This window comes from Bradyrhizobium sp. 35 (assembly GCF_023073215.1).
GTDB lineage: Bacteria > Pseudomonadota > Alphaproteobacteria > Rhizobiales > Xanthobacteraceae > Bradyrhizobium > Bradyrhizobium canariense_D.
The window spans coordinates 326,361-343,559 of sequence record NZ_JADPJC010000157.1 but is presented as its reverse complement, the minus strand read 5'-3'; the positions used below and the strand labels follow the sequence as shown (position 1 = coordinate 343,559).

At 64.7% G+C, this 17,199-nt stretch carries 20 protein-coding genes; 10 read left to right on the top strand and 10 right to left on the bottom strand.

Going from position 1 to position 17,199, the window contains the following annotated elements:
* Positions 1–181 precede the first annotated feature (181 nt).
* Positions 182–370 (top strand): hypothetical protein, encoded by a 189-nt coding sequence (locus IVB36_RS33960; RefSeq protein WP_027516916.1) that lies wholly within the window; start codon positions 182–184, stop codon positions 368–370.
* Between the two features lie 15 nt (positions 371–385).
* Entirely contained in the window at positions 386–1,147 is a 762-nt protein-coding gene (locus IVB36_RS33955) for a hypothetical protein (protein WP_085362372.1), read from the top strand.
* On the opposite strand, the gene IVB36_RS33950 is transcribed toward IVB36_RS33955, so the two are convergent.
* Entirely contained in the window at positions 1,144–2,001 is an 858-nt protein-coding gene (locus IVB36_RS33950; RefSeq protein WP_018458492.1) for a LysR family transcriptional regulator, read from the bottom strand. The two genes, IVB36_RS33955 and IVB36_RS33950, sit on opposite strands and share 4 nt — an antisense overlap.
* A gap of 95 nt (positions 2,002–2,096) precedes the next feature.
* On the opposite strand from IVB36_RS33950, the gene IVB36_RS33945 reads away from it, so the two are divergent.
* Entirely contained in the window at positions 2,097–2,924 is an 828-nt protein-coding gene (locus IVB36_RS33945; protein ID WP_026233595.1) for an MBL fold metallo-hydrolase, read from the top strand.
* A 9-nt stretch (positions 2,925–2,933) separates the two neighbouring features.
* Here the strand turns inward: IVB36_RS33945 and IVB36_RS33940 are convergent, their stop codons facing one another.
* The 3 genes from IVB36_RS33940 to IVB36_RS33930 all read right to left on the bottom strand — a co-directional run bounded on the left by IVB36_RS33940 (position 2,934) and on the right by IVB36_RS33930 (position 5,195).
* Positions 2,934–3,527: an amino acid synthesis family protein gene (locus IVB36_RS33940; RefSeq protein WP_018458494.1), complete on the bottom strand. Its 594-nt coding sequence runs from the start codon at positions 3,525–3,527 to the stop codon at positions 2,934–2,936.
* Between the two features lie 9 nt (positions 3,528–3,536).
* Positions 3,537–4,400, bottom strand: a complete 864-nt coding sequence (locus IVB36_RS33935) for a fumarylacetoacetate hydrolase family protein (RefSeq protein WP_085362373.1) — start codon at positions 4,398–4,400, stop codon at positions 3,537–3,539.
* A gap of 93 nt (positions 4,401–4,493) precedes the next feature.
* Positions 4,494–5,195, bottom strand: a complete 702-nt coding sequence (locus IVB36_RS33930) for an FCD domain-containing protein (protein ID WP_085362374.1) — start codon at positions 5,193–5,195, stop codon at positions 4,494–4,496.
* A 112-nt stretch (positions 5,196–5,307) separates the two neighbouring features.
* On the opposite strand from IVB36_RS33930, the gene IVB36_RS33925 reads away from it, so the two are divergent.
* From IVB36_RS33925 to IVB36_RS33910, 4 genes are all read left to right on the top strand, one after another.
* Positions 5,308–6,300, top strand: coding sequence for a zinc-dependent alcohol dehydrogenase family protein (locus tag IVB36_RS33925; protein WP_247394548.1), 993 nt, complete (start codon positions 5,308–5,310; stop codon positions 6,298–6,300).
* Positions 6,301–6,316: 16 nt separating this feature from the next.
* The gene (locus IVB36_RS33920) at positions 6,317–7,222 is read left to right on the top strand and encodes a VOC family protein (RefSeq protein WP_247394546.1); all 906 of its coding nucleotides are present in this window, start codon (positions 6,317–6,319) and stop codon (positions 7,220–7,222) included.
* A gap of 75 nt (positions 7,223–7,297) precedes the next feature.
* Positions 7,298–8,275, top strand: coding sequence for a tripartite tricarboxylate transporter substrate binding protein (locus tag IVB36_RS33915; RefSeq protein WP_085395545.1), 978 nt, complete (start codon positions 7,298–7,300; stop codon positions 8,273–8,275).
* Positions 8,276–8,453: 178 nt separating this feature from the next.
* A complete protein-coding gene (locus IVB36_RS33910; protein ID WP_247394730.1) occupies positions 8,454–9,833 on the top strand; it encodes a carbohydrate porin in 1,380 nt (459 codons plus the stop codon).
* Between the two features lie 34 nt (positions 9,834–9,867).
* Here the strand turns inward: IVB36_RS33910 and arsC are convergent, their stop codons facing one another.
* Genes arsC through IVB36_RS33895 form a run of 3 tightly spaced genes read right to left on the bottom strand, consistent with a single transcriptional unit; the run spans position 9,868 to position 11,325 of the window.
* The gene (arsC, locus tag IVB36_RS33905; RefSeq protein ID WP_018458501.1) at positions 9,868–10,269 is read right to left on the bottom strand and encodes an arsenate reductase (glutaredoxin); all 402 of its coding nucleotides are present in this window, start codon (positions 10,267–10,269) and stop codon (positions 9,868–9,870) included.
* The gene (locus IVB36_RS33900) at positions 10,266–10,970 is read right to left on the bottom strand and encodes an MIP/aquaporin family protein (protein WP_247394544.1); all 705 of its coding nucleotides are present in this window, start codon (positions 10,968–10,970) and stop codon (positions 10,266–10,268) included. The genes arsC and IVB36_RS33900 overlap by 4 nt, the downstream gene beginning before the upstream one ends.
* Positions 10,963–11,325 carry a metalloregulator ArsR/SmtB family transcription factor gene (locus IVB36_RS33895; protein WP_085352280.1) on the bottom strand — a complete coding sequence of 121 codons (363 nt, stop codon included), beginning with the start codon at positions 11,323–11,325 and terminating at the stop codon, positions 10,963–10,965. The genes IVB36_RS33900 and IVB36_RS33895 overlap by 8 nt, the downstream gene beginning before the upstream one ends.
* A gap of 129 nt (positions 11,326–11,454) precedes the next feature.
* Here IVB36_RS33895 and IVB36_RS33890 point away from each other — a divergent pair, with 129 nt between their 5' ends.
* The 3 genes from IVB36_RS33890 to IVB36_RS33880 all read left to right on the top strand — a co-directional run bounded on the left by IVB36_RS33890 (position 11,455) and on the right by IVB36_RS33880 (position 14,487).
* Positions 11,455–11,772, top strand: coding sequence for a helix-turn-helix domain-containing protein (locus IVB36_RS33890; protein WP_007593490.1), 318 nt, complete (start codon positions 11,455–11,457; stop codon positions 11,770–11,772).
* A 50-nt stretch (positions 11,773–11,822) separates the two neighbouring features.
* Positions 11,823–13,190, top strand: a complete 1,368-nt coding sequence (locus IVB36_RS33885) for an NAD(P)-binding domain-containing protein (protein ID WP_247394542.1) — start codon at positions 11,823–11,825, stop codon at positions 13,188–13,190.
* Between the two features lie 115 nt (positions 13,191–13,305).
* Entirely contained in the window at positions 13,306–14,487 is a 1,182-nt protein-coding gene (locus IVB36_RS33880; protein ID WP_094183491.1) for an MFS transporter, read from the top strand.
* Between the two features lie 12 nt (positions 14,488–14,499).
* On the opposite strand, the gene fetB is transcribed toward IVB36_RS33880, so the two are convergent.
* The 3 genes from fetB to IVB36_RS33865 are packed head-to-tail and all read right to left on the bottom strand — an operon-like array spanning position 14,500 to position 16,931.
* On the bottom strand, positions 14,500–15,300 hold the full coding sequence (gene fetB / locus IVB36_RS33875) for an iron export ABC transporter permease subunit FetB (RefSeq protein WP_085395540.1): 801 nt from the start codon (positions 15,298–15,300) through the stop codon (positions 14,500–14,502).
* A complete protein-coding gene (locus tag IVB36_RS33870) occupies positions 15,297–15,893 on the bottom strand; it encodes an ABC transporter ATP-binding protein (protein WP_018458508.1) in 597 nt (198 codons plus the stop codon). The genes fetB and IVB36_RS33870 overlap by 4 nt, the downstream gene beginning before the upstream one ends.
* A gap of 3 nt (positions 15,894–15,896) precedes the next feature.
* Positions 15,897–16,931, bottom strand: coding sequence for a Cj0069 family protein (locus IVB36_RS33865; RefSeq protein WP_204510700.1), 1,035 nt, complete (start codon positions 16,929–16,931; stop codon positions 15,897–15,899).
* Positions 16,932–17,199: the final 268 nt, after the last annotated feature.

Genomic DNA, 17,199 nt, shown 5'->3' with positions numbered 1-17,199 from the left:
AACGAGGCGTGAAGCCGAACGCCTGCTTTGAAGCGTTCTCGTGCCGCAACGGGACGGTGGGTCCCGCCCGTGCGGTTACGGTGCCGCCGGCACGTTTACACCCCGTTAACCATGAACTGATCTTAATGATCCCCATGTTGCAGAGGCGCGCCGGGTCGCGCGGCAATTGAAGAGAGCTGATATGGGGACCATCATCGAATTTCCGGCGGGTCGCCGGGTGAGCGCGTCGGGGGACGTGGCTCCGCGCGCGGACATGGGCACGATTTTGATCCTTCCCGTGATCCGCATCGAGCGCGAGAGCGACGAAACCAGCGGCGATCACGGGCCGGAGCAGGGCACAGCGCCGGGGCGCCGTCGTCGTCGCCGCTAGCCTTCGGCCTTTGCAATGCCGGAGAACCTCCGCCAGATCCGGCCCGTCGTAACGGCCATCATGCTCGCAGTGCTGGGCGCGACGCTTGCCGCCTGTAGTGGCGGCGATTTCGGCCGGACCCGCGCCGACATGCGCAGCGACGACATGCATCGCTGGCTGGGCGCGGAAGTCACCTCCAGCGTCGGTCTGAAGCCATCCCAATTCCAGCTCACCGACGAGGAGCGCCAGCTTCGCGACCTCGCCTATCCCCTGATCGAGCCGCCGCTGTCGCGGCCGGCCTGGAAGAGCGTGTTCGGCGACTACAAGGCGCTGCCCGCGCCCTGGCGGCAAAAGATCGTGTTCGATCGCACCATGTATGGTCGCACGCTGATCGACGAGCCGCACCGTTCGCACTCCTCGCGCTATACGCAGCTGATGGAGGACGTGCGCAACGACATCACCCGCTTCGAGCCGTTCTTCGCCTCCGCGATCCGCGTCATCGACCTCGACAAGAAGCGCAATGCCAGCATGGCGCGCGTCTCCTCCCTCTCGCCGAAGGAGAAGGAGGACGCGGTCGAGCGCATGCAGGAGAATTCGCTGATCATCCAGTGGGTGCAGCAGTGCCTCGAACAGCGCGTGTCGTCCTATCGCTGGGGTCTGGAGCGGCTGGTGATCCAGGCGCCCGACGGCATGGCCGCCGATGCCGACCGCCTGATCGGCGAACTCGCCGCCCAGACCGCCAACCCGCCGGTCGCGGCCCAGCCGCCCTACGGCCGTGCGGTCGTCTCGAAGGGTTAGGATTTTCCGCGGGCGCGCGATCGTTGCCCCGCGGGCTTGCGCCGCTGCTTCCGGAGCTTGCTGACAAGATCCTTCAGCGCATCCGGTAGCGGCACGGATGCGCGATAGGCGAGCCCGACCTCGCGCTTGACCTTGACCTCGATCTCGCGCACCGCGACATCCGGATTGCCGCGCGCTACCCCTTCCGGGACGATGGCGATGCCAACGCCGGCTGCGACCAGCGCCATGGCCCAATCCTCTGATTGCGCGATCGCCGCGGTCTGTCGGGCCTGCGGGTTGCGGCGGAAGAACTCGCTTTGCTCGCAATGGCAGCGGTCGATCAAGGGGACGCCGGCGAGATCGGCGGTGCGAAGCTTCTCCTTCAGGGCCAGCGGATGCGACGGCGGCAGCGCTGCGACATAGCGCTCGCTCCACAGCGCCACGAAATGTTCGTCAGCGCGCAGCACGCTCTTGGAGATGATCCGCGCGTCGGCGCGCTCGTCGCTGCCGACGAGGCGGAGTGCGATGTCGGCGCGCGCCGTCAGCGGCTTGAGCAGTGCGATCGTCCGGGGCACGTCGAGCGTGCGCATCAGGCCGAGCGTCACATTGGTTTTGGTGCTCGGTCTCCTGAACAGGCTGCGCGCCGCGTCGGTCTCGTCGATGATGCGGCGGGCGAGCGTGTGAAACTGCTCGGCCGAGGCGGTTGGCGCGACGCCCTTCTTGTGCCGGATGAACAGCGTGGTGCCGAGCTCGGCCTCCAGATGGGTGATCGCGGTGGAGATCGACGGCTGCGAAACGAAGCAGACGCGCGCCGCCGCGGTCAGGTTGCGCTCGCGGTAGACGGCGGCGAAGTAGCGGAGTTCGCGTATGTCCATAGGATATGCCTAGAGATATTATCAATATTCGATATTTTACCTATGGATCTAACGATGACAAGAACGCTCTGCTCACAACAGGCAGGGAACGCGCGATGAAAATTCACCATCTCAACACCGGCACGATGTGCCCGATGGGGCGGCGCCTCGTGAACGGCACCGGCAGCCTGTTCCAGCGCGCCCGCATGGTCTGCCATTGCCTGCTAGTGGAGACCAATGACGGGCTCGCCCTGGTCGATACCGGCATTGGACTTGGCGATATCGCAACGCCCGATCGGCTGGGACGACGATGGCTGCGGCAGACCGCGCCAAGGCTCGATCCGGCGGAGACGGCGGTGCAACAGGTGAAGGCACTCGGCTATTCCCCCAAGGACGTGCGCCATGTGCTGCTGACCCATCTCGACCGCGATCACGCTGGCGGCGTGCCGGACTTCCCGCATGCCGCGATCCATGTCCATCGCGCCGAATACGACATGGCGGTGCAGCGCAAGCCGGCGCCGCCGGAAGGGCGCTATGTCACCGGGCAGTGGAGCCATGGACCGAGCTGGACATTCTATGGCGAAGCCGGCGAAGACTGGTTCGGTTTCAAGGGCGTGCGCGCCCTCGGCGACGCAGAGGCGGACATCCTGATGATCCCGCTCGCCGGCCATACGCTCGGCCATTGCGGTATCGCGGTGCGATCAGGCGACAAATGGCTGCTGCACGCCGGCGACAGCTATTTCCATCACGGCCAGCTCGACGCATCGCCCCGCATGCCGCTGGTGCTGGGCTATTTCCAGCGTCGCGCCGACATGGACCGCGGCATGCGGATCGCCAACCAGGTGCGACTGCGCGCGCTGAAGCTGAACCACGGCGAACGCGTCACGATCGTCAACAGCCATGATCCCGTCGATTACGAGCGTTGCCGCTGCAACGCGCATTGATCGCGCCCGTCAGCGCTGTCCGTCGTGCGCGGAGATCGCGGATGCCGCGAGGCCTCCGATGCGCGCGTGAGGCCGGCCGCCGGTCGCCATCACGAGCCCGAAGGCGATCTCGTCGCGCCGTGGTGAATCCCACAGCGTCATCTCCGCGGTGCCGAAATGGCTGCGGACATAGGCGGCGTGGATGTGCCCGAGCGGAACCATGAGCCGCGTGCCCGGACCGCCGATGGTCTTCGCCGCCGGAACGATCGCCTTGGGCTGACCGAGCACCTCGCGCATGCCCTGACCGCCGGCCTCGTGCCAGACCGCGCCGTGCTCGAGCTCGCCGTCCTCGCCGACGATGATGCCCTTGCCATAGGCTTCGATCTGCGCGGCGCCGCCGAGCTGCGCGATCAGCCGTGTTGCGAGCTCGCGCCCGAGTTCGCGCAAGGATGCCTGAAACGGCATCAGGTCGGGTTCGAAGCGGCCCGCGAAAGGATTGCGGATCACCGCAATGGCCGTCCCGACCAGCAGAGGCTTCTCCAGCCGGGGACCGCGCTCGTGCCAGGTGGTCTCGACGCTAAGCGCGGTCTTGCGGATGTCATGGGACACGTCTTGAGACGACATGCGCAGGCGCTATGCTTCGTCGACGACGGGATTGCGCAGCACGCCGATGTTCTCGATCTCGACCTCGACCACATCGCCGGGCGTGAGGAAAACAGGCGGCTTGCGAGTGAAGCCGACGCCGGCCGGCGTGCCGGTGGCGATGACGTCGCCGGGGACGAGGTCGAAGATGGTCGAGCTGTACTCGATCAGCCGCGGAATCGAGAAGATCAGCATCGAGGTGTCGGACGACTGCACCACCGCGCCGTTGACGCGCGTCTCGAGCTTCAATTTGGTGGGATCGCCGATCTCGTCCGGCGTCACCAGCCATGGTCCGAACGGGCCGGTGCCGACGAAGTTCTTGCCGGAGGCGATCTGCTGGGCGTGACGCTGCCAGTCGCGCACGCTGACGTCGTTGTAGATCGAATAGCCCGCCACGTGATCCCAGGCGTCGGCCTGGCTGATGTGACGGCCGCCCTTGCCGATGACCACGGCAAGCTCGCCCTCCCAGTCGAAATTGTCCGAGACTTTCGGCCGGATCACCGGCGCGTTGTGCGCGACCTGGGAGCGCCAGACGCGGAGGAAGATCGGCGGAAATTCCGTGATCTCGCGCTTCATCCCGAACGCCACGGCTTCATTGTGGTGGTCGAGATAATTGCGCACGGCGCAGACGATCTTCTCCGGACGCGGGATCACCGGCAGATATTTGACGTCACTGAGCGCCATTGTGGGCTTGTGCCCGGCGACGATGGCCTCGCGCCGCGCATAGTCGTCGCTGCCGAGGAAGTCCGCGAGAACAGGGTACTGGGGCAGGGCGCGACCGAGATCCACGACACCATTTTCGGCAACGGCGCCCCAGCTTTCCCGATTCCCGTCCAAAAACGACAGCAGCTTCATGGTTACGCCTCAAAGGTTGGCATTTTCGATCTTGGCTATTATTTTCGAAAATGGACCGAGGCGCAAGCCCACGGCGATAAAAAGCCGTGTCGCCTATTCAGTATCGAGCAGGTGCGCGGCGTAGGTCGCGACGTTGTCGGCGGTCGAGCGGATATGCGTCTCGATCAGTTGCACCGCGAGATCCGGATTGCGCGAGATGGCGGCCTGCATGATCGCCTGGTGCTCGCCGGCCTTGTCACGTGGGCGCGGCCGGAAATTGGCCGAAAGGTGCCGATAGCGCTCGGCGCGATCGAACAGATCGGCGCGAATGGCGAGGAGTGTCGCGGAGCCGCAGGCGGACACCAGCGCCTGGTGGAATTGGCGGTGGGCGATCTTCCATTCGGGATCGCGCAGCGGATGTTCCGGATCGCGCTGCTCGATTCGCTTCAATCTGTGCAGGGTCGAGATGACGGCGATTTCCCAGTCGTCGTCGCCCCGCTCGATCGCGCGGCGGATCAATTCCACCTCGATCAGCACCCGGGCATCGGTGACTTCCACCAGGTCCTGGCGGCTGACCGGCGCCACGCGAAATCCGCGCTGCTCCTGCGCGTCGACCAGGCCTTCGGCGGTAAGCGCCGTCAGCGCCTCGCGCAGCGTCGTGAAACTTACGCCGAATCGTTCGCGCAGGACGTCGAATCGCAGCGGCTCGCCCGGCGGAAGTGCGCAGGCAATGATCTCCTCGCGCAGCCGATGGGTGATGTCGGCGGCAACGGTCTTGCCGAATTCCTTGCGGGAGCGAATGGCGCTTTCGGACATGATTTCTGTCATTTGAATCGATGGCTCAACATGCCGCGCCAACGACCATCTTGCAATAATTTTCGTAAACGGTATGATTTTCGAAAATATGGCTGGGGAGGCGTGTGACATCATGAGAGCGGTGCTGGTGCGTCAGCCGGGTGGGCCGGATGCACTCGAATTGGTTGAGCTTCCGGTGCCTGTGCCCGGACCAGGCCAGGTGCAGATTCGCGCCGAAGCGTTCGGCGTTGGGCAGCCCGATGTGCTGATCCGGCGTGGCGTCTACAAATGGATGCCGCCACTGCCGGCCAATCCGGGCAACGACGTCACCGGCCGCATTGCCGCGCTTGGGTCCGGCGTCGAGGGGCTTGCGATCGGCCAGAAGGTGCTGCTGAGCGCGCGCGACCTGCCGCAGCGCGGCGGCTGCTACGCCGATTATGTGGTCGCGCCCGCGGACGCCATTCACGTGCTGCCCGACAATGTCGATCTGCAGGCGGCCGTGTGCCTGTCGAACTACCAGGTCGCTTACGCGCTGCTGCACGAGTGCCGCCATCCGCGCGCACCGGCGAGCGTGCTGGTGATCGGGGCGGCGGGTGGTGTCGGCACCGCGCTGGTACAGCTCGCCAAGCTCGCGCAGATGAATGTCATCGGCACGGTCTCCACCGACGAGAAGGCCGCATTCGCGCGCGGCAACGGCGCCGATCATGTCATCTACTACCGCCGCGAAGACGTGGTGGCGCGGACCCGCGAGCTGACGAAGGGCGAGGGCGTCGGCCTCGTGCTCGATCACGTCTGTGGGCCCGAGTTCACGGGCTATCTCGGCGCGCTCGGCAAATGGGGGACGCTGCTGTCGTACAACGCCTTCGCCGGATTGCCGGAAGAAAACCTGATGGCGGCGATGCGCGACCATCTCGACATCTGCCCGGCGATACGCTGCTTCTCCTTTCATATCTACGACCACGATCGGGACGGGCGTCGCGCGCTCATGCGCAGCGTGATCGACGCGCTGAGCCGCAATGCGATCAAGCCGGCGATCTCGGCGGTCTTGAAGCTCGACGAGGTCAGGCAGGCCCACACGCTGCTCGAGCAAGGCTCGGCGCTCGGCAAGATCATCATGACGCCATGAGGGGGTGGACTGCACGATGACGACACAAGCACCCATTGCACGCTTCACCCGGCTCCGGCACGCGAGCTTTACCTCGCCCGATCCCGAGCGGTTGCTCGACTATTACCGCGCCGTGATCGGTCTTGGCCTCGTCGGCCGCGACGGCAACCGCATCTTCCTCGCCAACGATGCCGAGCAGCTTTCGCTGGTGATCGAACCCGGCCACGCGGCGCTGACGAGCATCGCCTTCGAGATAGCTCCCGATGTCCAGATCGAGACGCTCGGCGCGGCGCTGAAGCAGGCCGATCTGCGGCCCGAACTTCAGAGCGATCCCCTGCCTGGCGTTTCCAGGCTGCTGTCGTTCAGCGATCCCGAAGGAACGCGCTTCGAGTTGATCCAGGGCTGGACGCCGACGCCCGCGCAGGAGCGGATCGGAGCGCTTGCCGTCAGCAAGCTCGGCCATGTCGCGCTTGCTACGCCCGATCCGCGCGCGGCCTCGGAGTTCTACGCGAACATGATGGGCCTGCGCGTCTCCGACTGGATCGAGGATCGCTTCGTGTTCATGCGCAGCGGCTTCGAACATCACACGCTGAACTTCGCCCGCGCGCCCGTCCGTGGCCTGCATCATGTCGCGTTCGAGCTGCGTGGTGCCGCCCACATGCACGAGGCCTGCGATCATCTCGCGCGGCACAAGCTGCCGGTTCTCTGGGGACCGGTGCGTCATGGCCCCGGGCACAACACCGCGATCTACCACCGCAATCCCGACGGGCATGTGGTCGAGCTGTTCTTCGATCTCGACCGCATGACCGACGAGGCGCTCGGCTATTTCGAGCCGCGTCCCTGGCATCGCGACCGACCGCAGCGGCCAAAAGTCTGGGTCGGCCTGCCGCGCGATGTCTGGGGCATGCCGCCATCGCCTGAATGCACGGAGTTCGCCCGGTAGCGGATCAAACGCGAGTTGAAGAAACGCCGCCTCGTCGCGGCCAACGATAGAACAATCAAAAGGGAGGACGCATCCATGCAACGGATGAAGCGGCTTGCTGCGGCGATTTTTCTGTTTGGCGGTTTTTTCGCAACCACTTCGGCGTCGGCGGAGAATTATCCGTCGCGCCCGATCCGGCTGTTGCATGGATTTGCCGCCGGCGGCGCGGCCGACACGCTGTCGCGCATCATCGCCGACGGGCTCTCGAAAAAGCTCGGGCAGCCGATCATTGTCGAGGCCAAGCCGGGCGCCGGCGGCAACATCGCCGCGGATGCCATCGCGAAGGCGGCGCCCGACGGCTACACGATCGGGCTCGTCACCGGCGCTCACGCCATTTCCGCGGCGACCTACAAGAGCCTCGCCTACCAGCCGGCCGAGAGCTTCGAGATGATCTCGACGCTGGTCTATTACGCGCTCGTCATTGCCGTGCGTAGCGACTATCCGGCAAAATCGCTGGGCGAGCTCGTCGCCATGGCAAAGCAGAAGCCCGGTGCGCTCAGCTTTGGATCGGTCGGTTTCGGCAGCACGCACCATCTCGCAGGAGAGCTGTTGAACGCAGCCGCCGGCGTCGAGATCGTGCACGTGCCCTATCGCGGCGATTCTCAATCCGTCACCGCGCTGCTCGGCGGAGAGGTTCCGGTGATCGTCGGCACCCCCGTCCTGCTCGCCTCGCAGATTCAGGGCGGTGCGATCCGCGGCCTGGCGGTGACCTCGCCGGCGCGCACCGCATTGTTGCCCGACGTGCCGACGGTTCAGGAAGCCGGTATCAAGGGATATGACGTGCGCACCTGGGCCGGCCTGCTGGCCCCGAAGGGAACGCCGCCCGGCATCATCGCCGCACTCAATGCGGCGACGCTGGACGCTCTCAAGGATCCCGACCTCAAGCAGCGCCTGGAGACCGCCGTCGGCGGCGAGGTTCGCGGCAGCTCGCCGGAGGAGATGAAGACGCTGATCGAGACCGAGATCAGCAAATGGATCGGCGTGGTGGAGCGGGCGAAGATCCCGAAGATCTGATGGTCGAAAGTGCAAAAGTGAACATAGTACCGCCTCGCGCATGCGGTAGTTCACAGCGCGCGAATCGGATTGCCGCGCCGGCGCACATCGTTTGACGGCCCGCTTGAATGTCGGGCAGCGGCGTGCGTCATTGATCGCTCGGGAGGTGAGCGTGGCCGCCAGAGCAATCAGGTATTCGATGCGGGCGTTGATCATTGCGGCTTGCCTGGTCGCGGCTGCCCAGTCCGCGGCTCAGGAAGACAAGAAAACCGACGACGACAAGCCTGCCGATCCCGATACAGGCGAGAGCACCATCGAGGAGAAAACGCTCGGGCTGCTGCCGAACCCCTGGCAAAGATACGGGGTGAAGTTTGCGGCCACCTATATCGGCGAGGTGCTCGGAAATCCGACCGGCGGTCTGAAGAAGGGTGCGGTCTACGAAGGCCGGCTCAATCTCGCCGTCGATCTGGATTTCGAAAAACTCGTCGGCATCGACAAGCTGACCTTTCACGCCAACATGTTTCAGATCCACGGCGAAGGCCTCTCGCGCTCGAATCTGCAGAATTTCTTCGTCGTCAGCGGGATCGAAGCGTTGCCCTCGACGCGACTCTACGAGGCCTATTTCGAGAAGCAGTGGGGCGACAAGAAACTATCGCTCAAGCTCGGGCAGCTGGCGGCCGACAGCGAGTTCTTCAATACCAAGTACACGGATGTGTTCACCAACGCCTCGATGGGTTGGCCGGCGATCACGTCGCTTGCTTTGCCAAGCGGCGGGCCGTCGCCGCCCTTGGCGGCCGTGGGCGCGCGCCTCCTGTGGAACGTGACGGACCAGTTGTCCGTCCTTGGCGCGATTTTCGACGGCGACCAGGCCGGGCCCGGTTCCGGCGATCCGCAGGAGCGTAACCGGTATGGCGTCAATTTCCGGGTCAACGATCCGCCGCTTCTGCTCGGCCAGGTTCAATATGCCTGGAATAACAGGAAGGGTGACCCGAACTTGACCGGCCAATTCAAGGTCGGTGGCTGGCGTCATTTCGGATCGTTCGGGGATCAGCGCTTCGCATCCAACGGCGTCTCGCTGGCCGCGCCAACGAGCAGCGGGGAACCGCGGCTCTTGTCGGGCGATATTGGAGCCTGGGCGGTCTTCGAGCAGCAGATTTATCGGATGCCGAACAGCGACGATCGCGGCATCGGCATTTTCGCACGCGTGTCCGGCGCGCCGGCTGACCGCAATCTGGTCGATGTCTATGCAGATGGCGGCGTCGAGCTCATCGGGCTCAGCAATGCACGCCCCGACGACAAGTTCGGCATTGCCGCCGGATATGCGCATGTCTCAAAACGGGCCCAGACGCTCGACGCCGATTATGCCAGGTTCGTCGATCCGCGCTGGCCGGTGCGAAGCTTCGAGGGGCTGCTCACGGCCGTCTATCAATACCAGATCAAGGATGGCTGGACCGTTCAGCCGAACTTTCAATACATCGTCCATCCCGGTGGCGGCGCGACGGCTCCGGCTAGTCCGCTGCCGGGACGGGCATTGCGCAATGCCTCGGTTTTCGGATTGCGCACGACCCTGAAATTTTAAGTCGAGGCAAACGCGAGTGAGGCCATGTCGGCAATCATCGCGCCTCGACCACCTCGCCATCCTCCTTCACGAACCGGCCGACGGGATTGTCCAGGAGATCGATGACGGCTTCCGAGGGCCGGCACAAGCGTGTGCCCTTGGGCGTCACCACGATTGGACGGTTGATCAGGATGGGGTGCGCGAGCATCTGGTCGATCAGCTCGTCGTCCGACCATTTGGGGTCGTGGAGGCCGAGCTCCTTGTAGGGCGTGCCTTTTTCCCGCAGCAGCGCGCGAACGGAGATGCCGAGGGCCTTGACGAGCTCGACGAGCTTTTCGCGGGACGGCGGCGTCTTCAGATACTCGATCACGTCGGGCTCGACGCCGCTCTGCCGGATCATCGCCAGCGTGTTGCGCGAGGTGCCGCAGGCGGGGTTGTGATAGATCGTGACGCTCATCGGGTTGTCTCCGCGATTGGGATGGGGCCTCGCGCCTGGGGCTGTCCGAGCAGCCAATTCATCAACAGCATGGCGGCTAAGGCTCCGCAGAGCTCCGCGAGAATGAATCCGGGCAGGTCGGCGGGACGTATGCCCGAGAACGTGTTCGTCAGCGACCTTGCGATGGCCACGGCCGGATTGGCGAATGAGGTCGAGGCCGTGAACCAATAGGCCGCCGTGATGTACAGGCCGACCAGCCAAGGGACCGCCGTCCGCTGAAACCGGATGCCGGCCAGGATCGTCGCGACGAGACCGAAGGCGGCGACGGCTTCGGCGAACCATTGCGGTCCCCCGGTTCGCACCTTCGCCGAGAAATCGAGCAGCGGCAGCCCGAACATCAGATGCGCCGCCATCGTTCCCGCGATGCCGCCGGCAATCTGCGCGACGACGTAAAGTGCGGCGTCGTTCACCGGCAGCTCGCGCCTGCCGGTGAAAACCAGCGTCACTGCTGGATTGAAGTGCGCGCCGGAGATCGGGCCCAACACCGTGATCAGGACGACCAGAATGGCGCCAGTCGGCAACGTGTTGCACAGAAGCGCCAAGGCGACGTCCCTGGTCAGCGTCTCGACCATGATGCCGGAGCCGACCACCGTGGCAACGAGAATGCCCGTGCCCAGCGCCTCGGCTGCGAGGCGTCGCGGAAGATCGAATTGATCAGGCACGGCTCCGCTCCTTTCGTTTCGGCTTGCAGCAGGCTTGCAGGGTTTCGATGACGGGCTCGCAGACTTCCGGCCGCCCGCCGCAGCAATCGCGCAGCAGGAAAACCGCGACGTCGCGGAATTCGGTGAGGTTGGCGCGGTAGACGATCGAACGGCTGTGCCGCTCGGAGGTGACGAGGCGCGCGCGCGTCAGGATCGACAGATGGGCAGATAGCGTGTTCGATGGGACTTCCAGCAGGCGGGCGAGATCGCCCGCCGCAAGGCCATCGGGCTCGTGCCGGACAAGCGTTCGGAACGCCTCCAGTCGGGTCGGCTGGGACAGCGCGGCGAGCGCCAGGACGGCTTCTTCTGTTTCCATATATCCCGAGTTATGGAACTAATTGGAACGCGTCAATCCGGAATTCCATGGTGGGCGATCGAATAGTTATTTCGAATATTCTAGAAATATGGTTTGACAGTTGACATCGGCAGGCGCATCGTGGCGGCCATGAAGATCGACGACGCAGCAGCACGCCTGGAGGCCCTGGGCAACCGGACGCGACTTCAGATCTATCGTGCCCTGGTCCGGGCCGGGCACTCCGGCATGCCCGTCGGTCGCTTGCAGGACAAGCTGAAGATCCCGGCGTCGACGCTGTCGCATCACATCAAGACCCTGGTCTCGGTCGGGCTCGTCAGCCAGGTTCGGGAATCGACGACGCTGATCTGCCACGCGAACTTCGACGCGATGCGCGGCCTCGTCGATTTCCTGGCGGCGGAATGCTGTGCCGACGAGGTCGGATGCAAGACGACGCAAACGGCGGCGTGATTTTTTTGGCTGATATTGTTCGATGATTCTAGAAATATAGGAGAAGCTGAATGAACGCTAAGACGGTCGCCATCATCGGGGCAGGGCCTGTCGGACTCGCAGCAGCTGCGCACGTCCTGGAGCGTGGCATGTCACCCATCGTTCTGGAGGCAGGATCCGAAGCGGGGCACGCGGTGCGCCAGTGGCAGCAGGTCCAGCTCTTCTCGCCGTGGGAATACAATGTCGACAAGGCCGCCGCGCGCCTGCTCGCGCCGACGGGATGGAATTCGCCGGCCCCAAGCGCCTATCCGACCGGTGGCGAGCTGCTCGATCGATATTTGACGCCGCTCGCGACGCGGACGCCGCTGCGCGAGGTGATCCGGACATCCAGCCGCGTCTCGGCCATCAGCCGCGTCGGTTTCGACAAGGCGAAGACCAAGGGGCGTGAGCAAGCGCCGTTCGAAATCCGCTACCAGAACGGCAAAGGTCCTGAAGTGCTGCGCGCGGATGCCGTGATCGATACATCAGGCACATGGTTCTCGCCCAATCCAGCCGGAGGTAACGGTCTGCCCGCGATCGGCGAGCGTGAATGTGCCGGCCACATCGCCTATGGCATGCCCGATGTCCGCGGTGCCGGCCGCGCCAGATATGCCGGCAAGATCGTTGCGGTGCTCGGCGCTGGCCACTCCGCGGTGGGCACGCTGATCGATCTCGTGCATCTCGCCGAGCAAGTGCCGGTGACGCAAGCCATCTGGCTGTTGCGGGGCGCCGATCCCGCCAAGGCGTTTGGCGGCGGCCGGAATGACAAGCTGGCCGCACGCGGAGAGCTCGGCAGCGCGCTCGCTGCGCTCGTTGCCTCCGGCAAGATCAGGGTGGAAACCGAATTCGGCGTCACGCATCTGGCGGAGGCCGAAGGTCGCCTCGAGATCGCGGCTGGCTCCGATGGTGGTGCGCGAAGCGTGATCGTGGACGAGCTGATCGTCTCGACGGGCTTTCGTCCCGACTTTTCGTTCCTGTCCGAATTGCGCCTGCGGCTCGATCCCGCCATCGAGGCGCCGGTCGCCCTGGCGCCGCTGATCGATCCTAACGAGCACAGCTGCGGCACCGTGCGCCCGCACGGCGCCCGCGAGCTCGCGCACGAAGAGCCGGGCTTCTACATGGCGGGCATGAAGTCGTATGGTCGCGCGCCAACCTTTCTCATGATGACAGGATATGAGCAGGTGCGCTCGATTGCGGCCGATCTCGCCGGCGACAAGAAAGCCGCCGCAAGGGTGGAGCTCGTGCTACCGGAGACCGGCGTCTGCACGCGCGGCGGCGTCGAAGCCGCCGGCGCCGTATCAGGATGTTGCGGTGGGCCGGCGAAGCAGGAATCAACGGCCTGTTGCGCCGCCGACGAAGCAGCAAAGAAGGCCGGCGCTTCGGGGTGCGGTTGTTTATGAAGTCGGTTCTTGCAGCTGATGCCGGAGAGTTATCCATTGTGGTTCGTGCGCCGTTTCGGCGTGGGGGCGGGAGGACAGCATTCGTAACTTGAGCGGCCGGTCTCTGATCGCGGTGATGTGCATCGGCCAGGTCGGCAATCTGCTGCCGCACGTGACGCTATCCGCCAATCTGGCGCAGCATCTGATGCCGGCGTGGGGCCTCTCGGCGGCCGAAGGCGGCTTGATGGCGAGCGGTTACGCGTTCGGCTACATGCTCGCCGTGCCCGTGCTGACGACATTGACCGACCGGATCGACGCACGGCTCGTCCTGCTCTGGGGCTCGATCGTCAGCGGGCTGGCGACCGCAGCGTTCGGAATCTTCGCGCAAGGGTTTTGGTCCGCGACCGCGATCTGGTCCCTGGCAGGGCTTGGATTTGCCGGCGCCTACATGCCGGGCCTGAAGGCGCTGACGGATCGGCTTCCCGCCGGCGATAGTTCACGCGCCGTCACGCTATACACGTCGAGCTTCTCGGTCGGCGTTGGTCTCTCGTTCCTGGTCGCGCAGCTGATCGCCGACCGTTGGGGATGGCGGACCGCCTTTCTTGTCACCGGCTTCGGTCCGATCGCGATGGTCCTCGCGTGTCTTCTGATGCAGGAGCAGCGGCCCGCGCCGAAGGCGGGGCGTCTGCTCAACTTCGCGCCCGTCTTCGCCAATCGCGAGGCGCTCGGATACATCTTCGGCTACGGCGCCCATTGCTTCGAGCTCTACGGCATCCGCACCTGGCTGGTCGGGTTCTGGACCTTCGTCGTCGCCCATCAAGGCGCCCCGTCGTGGTTGAGCCCCGTCGTGCTGAGCTTCTGCTTTGCGGTGATCTCGATGCCGGCCAGCATCCTCGGCAACGAGGCCGCGCTGAAATTCGGGCGCCATCGCGCGATCACGGTCGTGATGATCGCGTCGGCCTGCGTCGCGCTGGTCATCGGCCTTAACGCGACAGCGCCGGCATGGGTGCTGGCACTGCTGTTGCTCGTCTATGGCCTGACCGTGCCGGCGGATTCGGGCGCATTGACCGCCGGCATGTCGGCCGCGGCTGTGTCCGAACATCGCGGCGCGACCCTGGCTCTGCATTCGACGGTCGGCTTCGGCCTGTCGGCGGTCGGCGCCTGGGGCACCGGCGCCGCCCTCGATGCAGCCGGCGGCCCGCAGAGCGCGACCGGCTGGCTCTTGGCGTTCAGCGTCCTCGCGGTCGGGATTGCACTGGGGCCGCTGGCGCTGCTGTGGGCGCGGAAGGTGCAGCCTGGTGGGGCGAAGTCGATATGACGTCGCGCAATTCTACTCGGCGGTGGAAAATCGATCGAGGCGCAATCGATGCCGATGATCGGTCAGAAGGCGAGCGCCTCCCGTCACGGCGGCGAGCGTCCCCAATCCCGTCCCGCCGGCGATCAAGAACATGATCAAGAGTTGATACTTGACGGCGTCGATCGGTTCGACGCCTGCAAGGATTTGACCGGTCATCATCCCCGGCAAAGAGACAAGGCCGATCGCAGCCATGCTGTTCATGATTGGCGTGAAGCCGCTTCTCAATGCGTCCCGCAGGACCGGCAGCAACGCCTGATACCGGGTACCGCCAAGAGCAAGGCAAGCTTCGACGGCGGCTCGTTCGCGCACCAGTGTATTCGTCAGCACGTCCAGGCCCAGGCTTATTCCCGTCATGGTGTTGCCCAGGATCATGCCCAACAATGGCAGCGCATAGCGCGGATGATACCACGGATCCGGACGTAGCTCCGTCAGGAGCGCGAACATCGTGACGGTACCGGCCGCCAGCAGCATGCATCCCGCTCCTAAGCCATAGCTCCAGATACCCGGCAGGCGTCGCTTTTGCCGAGCGACGATTTCCCGTGACGCGAAGAGAACCATGATGACGGCGGCGAGGGCGGTCCAGAGCGGCGAGACCGCGGCAAACAGGAACGTCAATACGTATCCAACGAGCACCAGCTGAAGCACCATCCGCACGGTGGCGATGGCCAGCTGCTTTTCAAGCTTGAGGCGGAGAGCGAGCGAGAGAGCGCCGTCCATGACGACAAGGAGCGCGGGCAGAACCAAATCGCCGTATGCCAAGTGAATGTAACTCACGGCCGATTGTCCTCGATCCCGCCGTCGGCATTCATCACAATGACCCTCGACCCGACGCGGCAGGCCTGGGCGTTGTCGTGAGTGCTCCAGACGACACTCGTTCCGTTCGAAATGCGTTCCGCGATCAAAGATTCCACTGCCGCCGTCGATGCCGAATCGAGGGCCGATGTCGGCTCGTCCAGGAGAAGAACCCGCGACCGCAGCATCAGCGCCCGCACTAGCCCCAGCCGTTGTCGCTCGCCGGTCGACAGTCTTTGGACCGGCCAGGGACCGCAACTGCACGGCAACCCCAGTCTCATGACCAGCGGTAAGGCATCATCCCAGCAGCTGAAGTGATCTTGCACGATGTCTGACCACCAGCCCGGCTCGGCAGCGAGGTAGGTCACCCGCTTGCGCCAAGCCGGGGCGGGCATGGCCTCCCTGAGCGTTCCGTCCAGTTCGACCATTCCTTCGTTGGGATCGAGGTCCGCGATCGAGCGAAGGAGCTGGGTCTTCCCGGCGCCGGAAGGCCCTTGCAGGGCGACGCATTCGCCGTCCTGCAAGTCGAATGAAACGGAGAGGTGCAAGCGCTTGAGCGCGCGGACCGTCAGCATGTGTCAAAGCTTGCGCCGGAGCCGATCGGCAACTCGCCTCGCGATCTCCGCCGGCGCCTCGTCCGGATAAGGATGCACCGAGCTGACATTGATCTCGCCGAGGACATAGCTGTCGGTCCCGTCGGGAAGGACCGGACCAAGCATGAAGTCGGCGTCCCAAATCGCAGGCAGGTCAAGTCGCGCAATATCCAGCAACGACGTCAGCTGGGGCGTCCACTCGTCTTCCATCAACCGACGCAGCCGCTGGAAACGCGGCTCTGCGTTCGAGGTGTAGAGGCGCGGTCCGGCCTCGGAACGGGCGGCCGGCGAGTCGACCAGGGCTTTGACCTTGTGATAGCCGAAGCCGGCACAGCGATCGCCCGCCATGTAGCAACGCACCACGCCTTCGCTTAAGCGAGGCTGGAATGGTTGGTCGATCACGCTGCCGTTCTCGAAATACTCCGCGCAACGACGGAGAAAATCATCCAGCGTCAGTTCCTCGGGCGCGTCTTTCGTCGCGTCCAGCACCTTTATCATGGAGGAGGTCGGCAGACTCTCGACCTTCCAGACGCCTTGGCCGCCATTGCCCCGGTTGCGCTTGATCACGCGCGGACCAGCGGCGAGCCGTGTCGGCAACTCGGCGCGCATGGCCTCGGCGCTTTGATATAACGCCGTGTCGCATCCCCAGCCCATCGAGCGGGTACGATAGAGTACCTCCTTGGTGCCCATCTTGAGGATGACATCGGGATGAGCGCTGACCCACACGCCCTGAGCCGCGACGTCCCGCAGCAATGCGTCGAGACCAGCGCGATCTCGACGGTCTTGAATGGGGTTGACCCAGACCAGCACGCCGTCAATCGCGAGCAATTGTTCACGAACGTCCTCGGCGAAGCTTTCATCATAGATCGCCGGCTGGGCTTCAATGCCGACGGCGGCGAGTGCTTCGAAGACGTGTACGAAGCGGCTGTTTTGCGCCGTCGCATCCCGCCGCGCGGCAGCGTCTCCGCGTGAGAGGATGGCGACGGTGTGTCGATGAGAAGGGTGTCGTTCGATGTCCATGCGCAAGCTCCACGAATGGCGTGCTGCGCAGAGCTTGGACCGAGGCCTCACGGGGAGTCTGCTTTGTCCCCACGCAAAGGACACTAGCGGGGCCGTCCGCGAGTTTCAAGACATGGCTGGCGCGGTTCCGCGGAGCGGTGAATTCTTTGTGACGTTCGTCGGCGACTTCGGTGGGCCGCCCGAAGCCTACGCCCGTTGACAGCCGCCGCCCTCGGGTTTTTACTTGGGGTTCGGGGATGTGCGATCTCCCCGTGAGGCGACATGCCCA

Bases quoted from the DNA above. Each gene is read 5' to 3' on its own strand.
- IVB36_RS33960 (WP_027516916.1), top strand. From the start codon at position 182: ATGGGGACCATCATCGAATTTCCGGCGGGTCGCCGGGTGAGCGCGTCG.
- IVB36_RS33955 (WP_085362372.1), top strand. From the start codon at position 386: ATGCCGGAGAACCTCCGCCAGATCCGGCCCGTCGTAACGGCCATCATG.
- IVB36_RS33950 (WP_018458492.1), bottom strand. From the start codon at position 2,001: ATGGACATACGCGAACTCCGCTACTTCGCCGCCGTCTACCGCGAGCGC.
- IVB36_RS33945 (WP_026233595.1), top strand. From the start codon at position 2,097: ATGAAAATTCACCATCTCAACACCGGCACGATGTGCCCGATGGGGCGG.
- IVB36_RS33940 (WP_018458494.1), bottom strand. From the start codon at position 3,527: ATGTCGTCTCAAGACGTGTCCCATGACATCCGCAAGACCGCGCTTAGC.
- IVB36_RS33935 (WP_085362373.1), bottom strand. From the start codon at position 4,400: ATGAAGCTGCTGTCGTTTTTGGACGGGAATCGGGAAAGCTGGGGCGCC.
- IVB36_RS33930 (WP_085362374.1), bottom strand. From the start codon at position 5,195: ATGTCCGAAAGCGCCATTCGCTCCCGCAAGGAATTCGGCAAGACCGTT.
- IVB36_RS33925 (WP_247394548.1), top strand. From the start codon at position 5,308: ATGAGAGCGGTGCTGGTGCGTCAGCCGGGTGGGCCGGATGCACTCGAA.
- IVB36_RS33920 (WP_247394546.1), top strand. From the start codon at position 6,317: ATGACGACACAAGCACCCATTGCACGCTTCACCCGGCTCCGGCACGCG.
- IVB36_RS33915 (WP_085395545.1), top strand. From the start codon at position 7,298: ATGCAACGGATGAAGCGGCTTGCTGCGGCGATTTTTCTGTTTGGCGGT.
- IVB36_RS33910 (WP_247394730.1), top strand. From the start codon at position 8,454: ATGCGGGCGTTGATCATTGCGGCTTGCCTGGTCGCGGCTGCCCAGTCC.
- arsC (WP_018458501.1), bottom strand. From the start codon at position 10,269: ATGAGCGTCACGATCTATCACAACCCCGCCTGCGGCACCTCGCGCAAC.
- IVB36_RS33895 (WP_085352280.1), bottom strand. From the start codon at position 11,325: ATGGAAACAGAAGAAGCCGTCCTGGCGCTCGCCGCGCTGTCCCAGCCG.
- IVB36_RS33890 (WP_007593490.1), top strand. From the start codon at position 11,455: ATGAAGATCGACGACGCAGCAGCACGCCTGGAGGCCCTGGGCAACCGG.
- IVB36_RS33885 (WP_247394542.1), top strand. From the start codon at position 11,823: ATGAACGCTAAGACGGTCGCCATCATCGGGGCAGGGCCTGTCGGACTC.
- IVB36_RS33880 (WP_094183491.1), top strand. From the start codon at position 13,306: ATGTGCATCGGCCAGGTCGGCAATCTGCTGCCGCACGTGACGCTATCC.
- IVB36_RS33870 (WP_018458508.1), bottom strand. From the start codon at position 15,893: ATGCTGACGGTCCGCGCGCTCAAGCGCTTGCACCTCTCCGTTTCATTC.
- IVB36_RS33865 (WP_204510700.1), bottom strand. From the start codon at position 16,931: ATGGACATCGAACGACACCCTTCTCATCGACACACCGTCGCCATCCTC.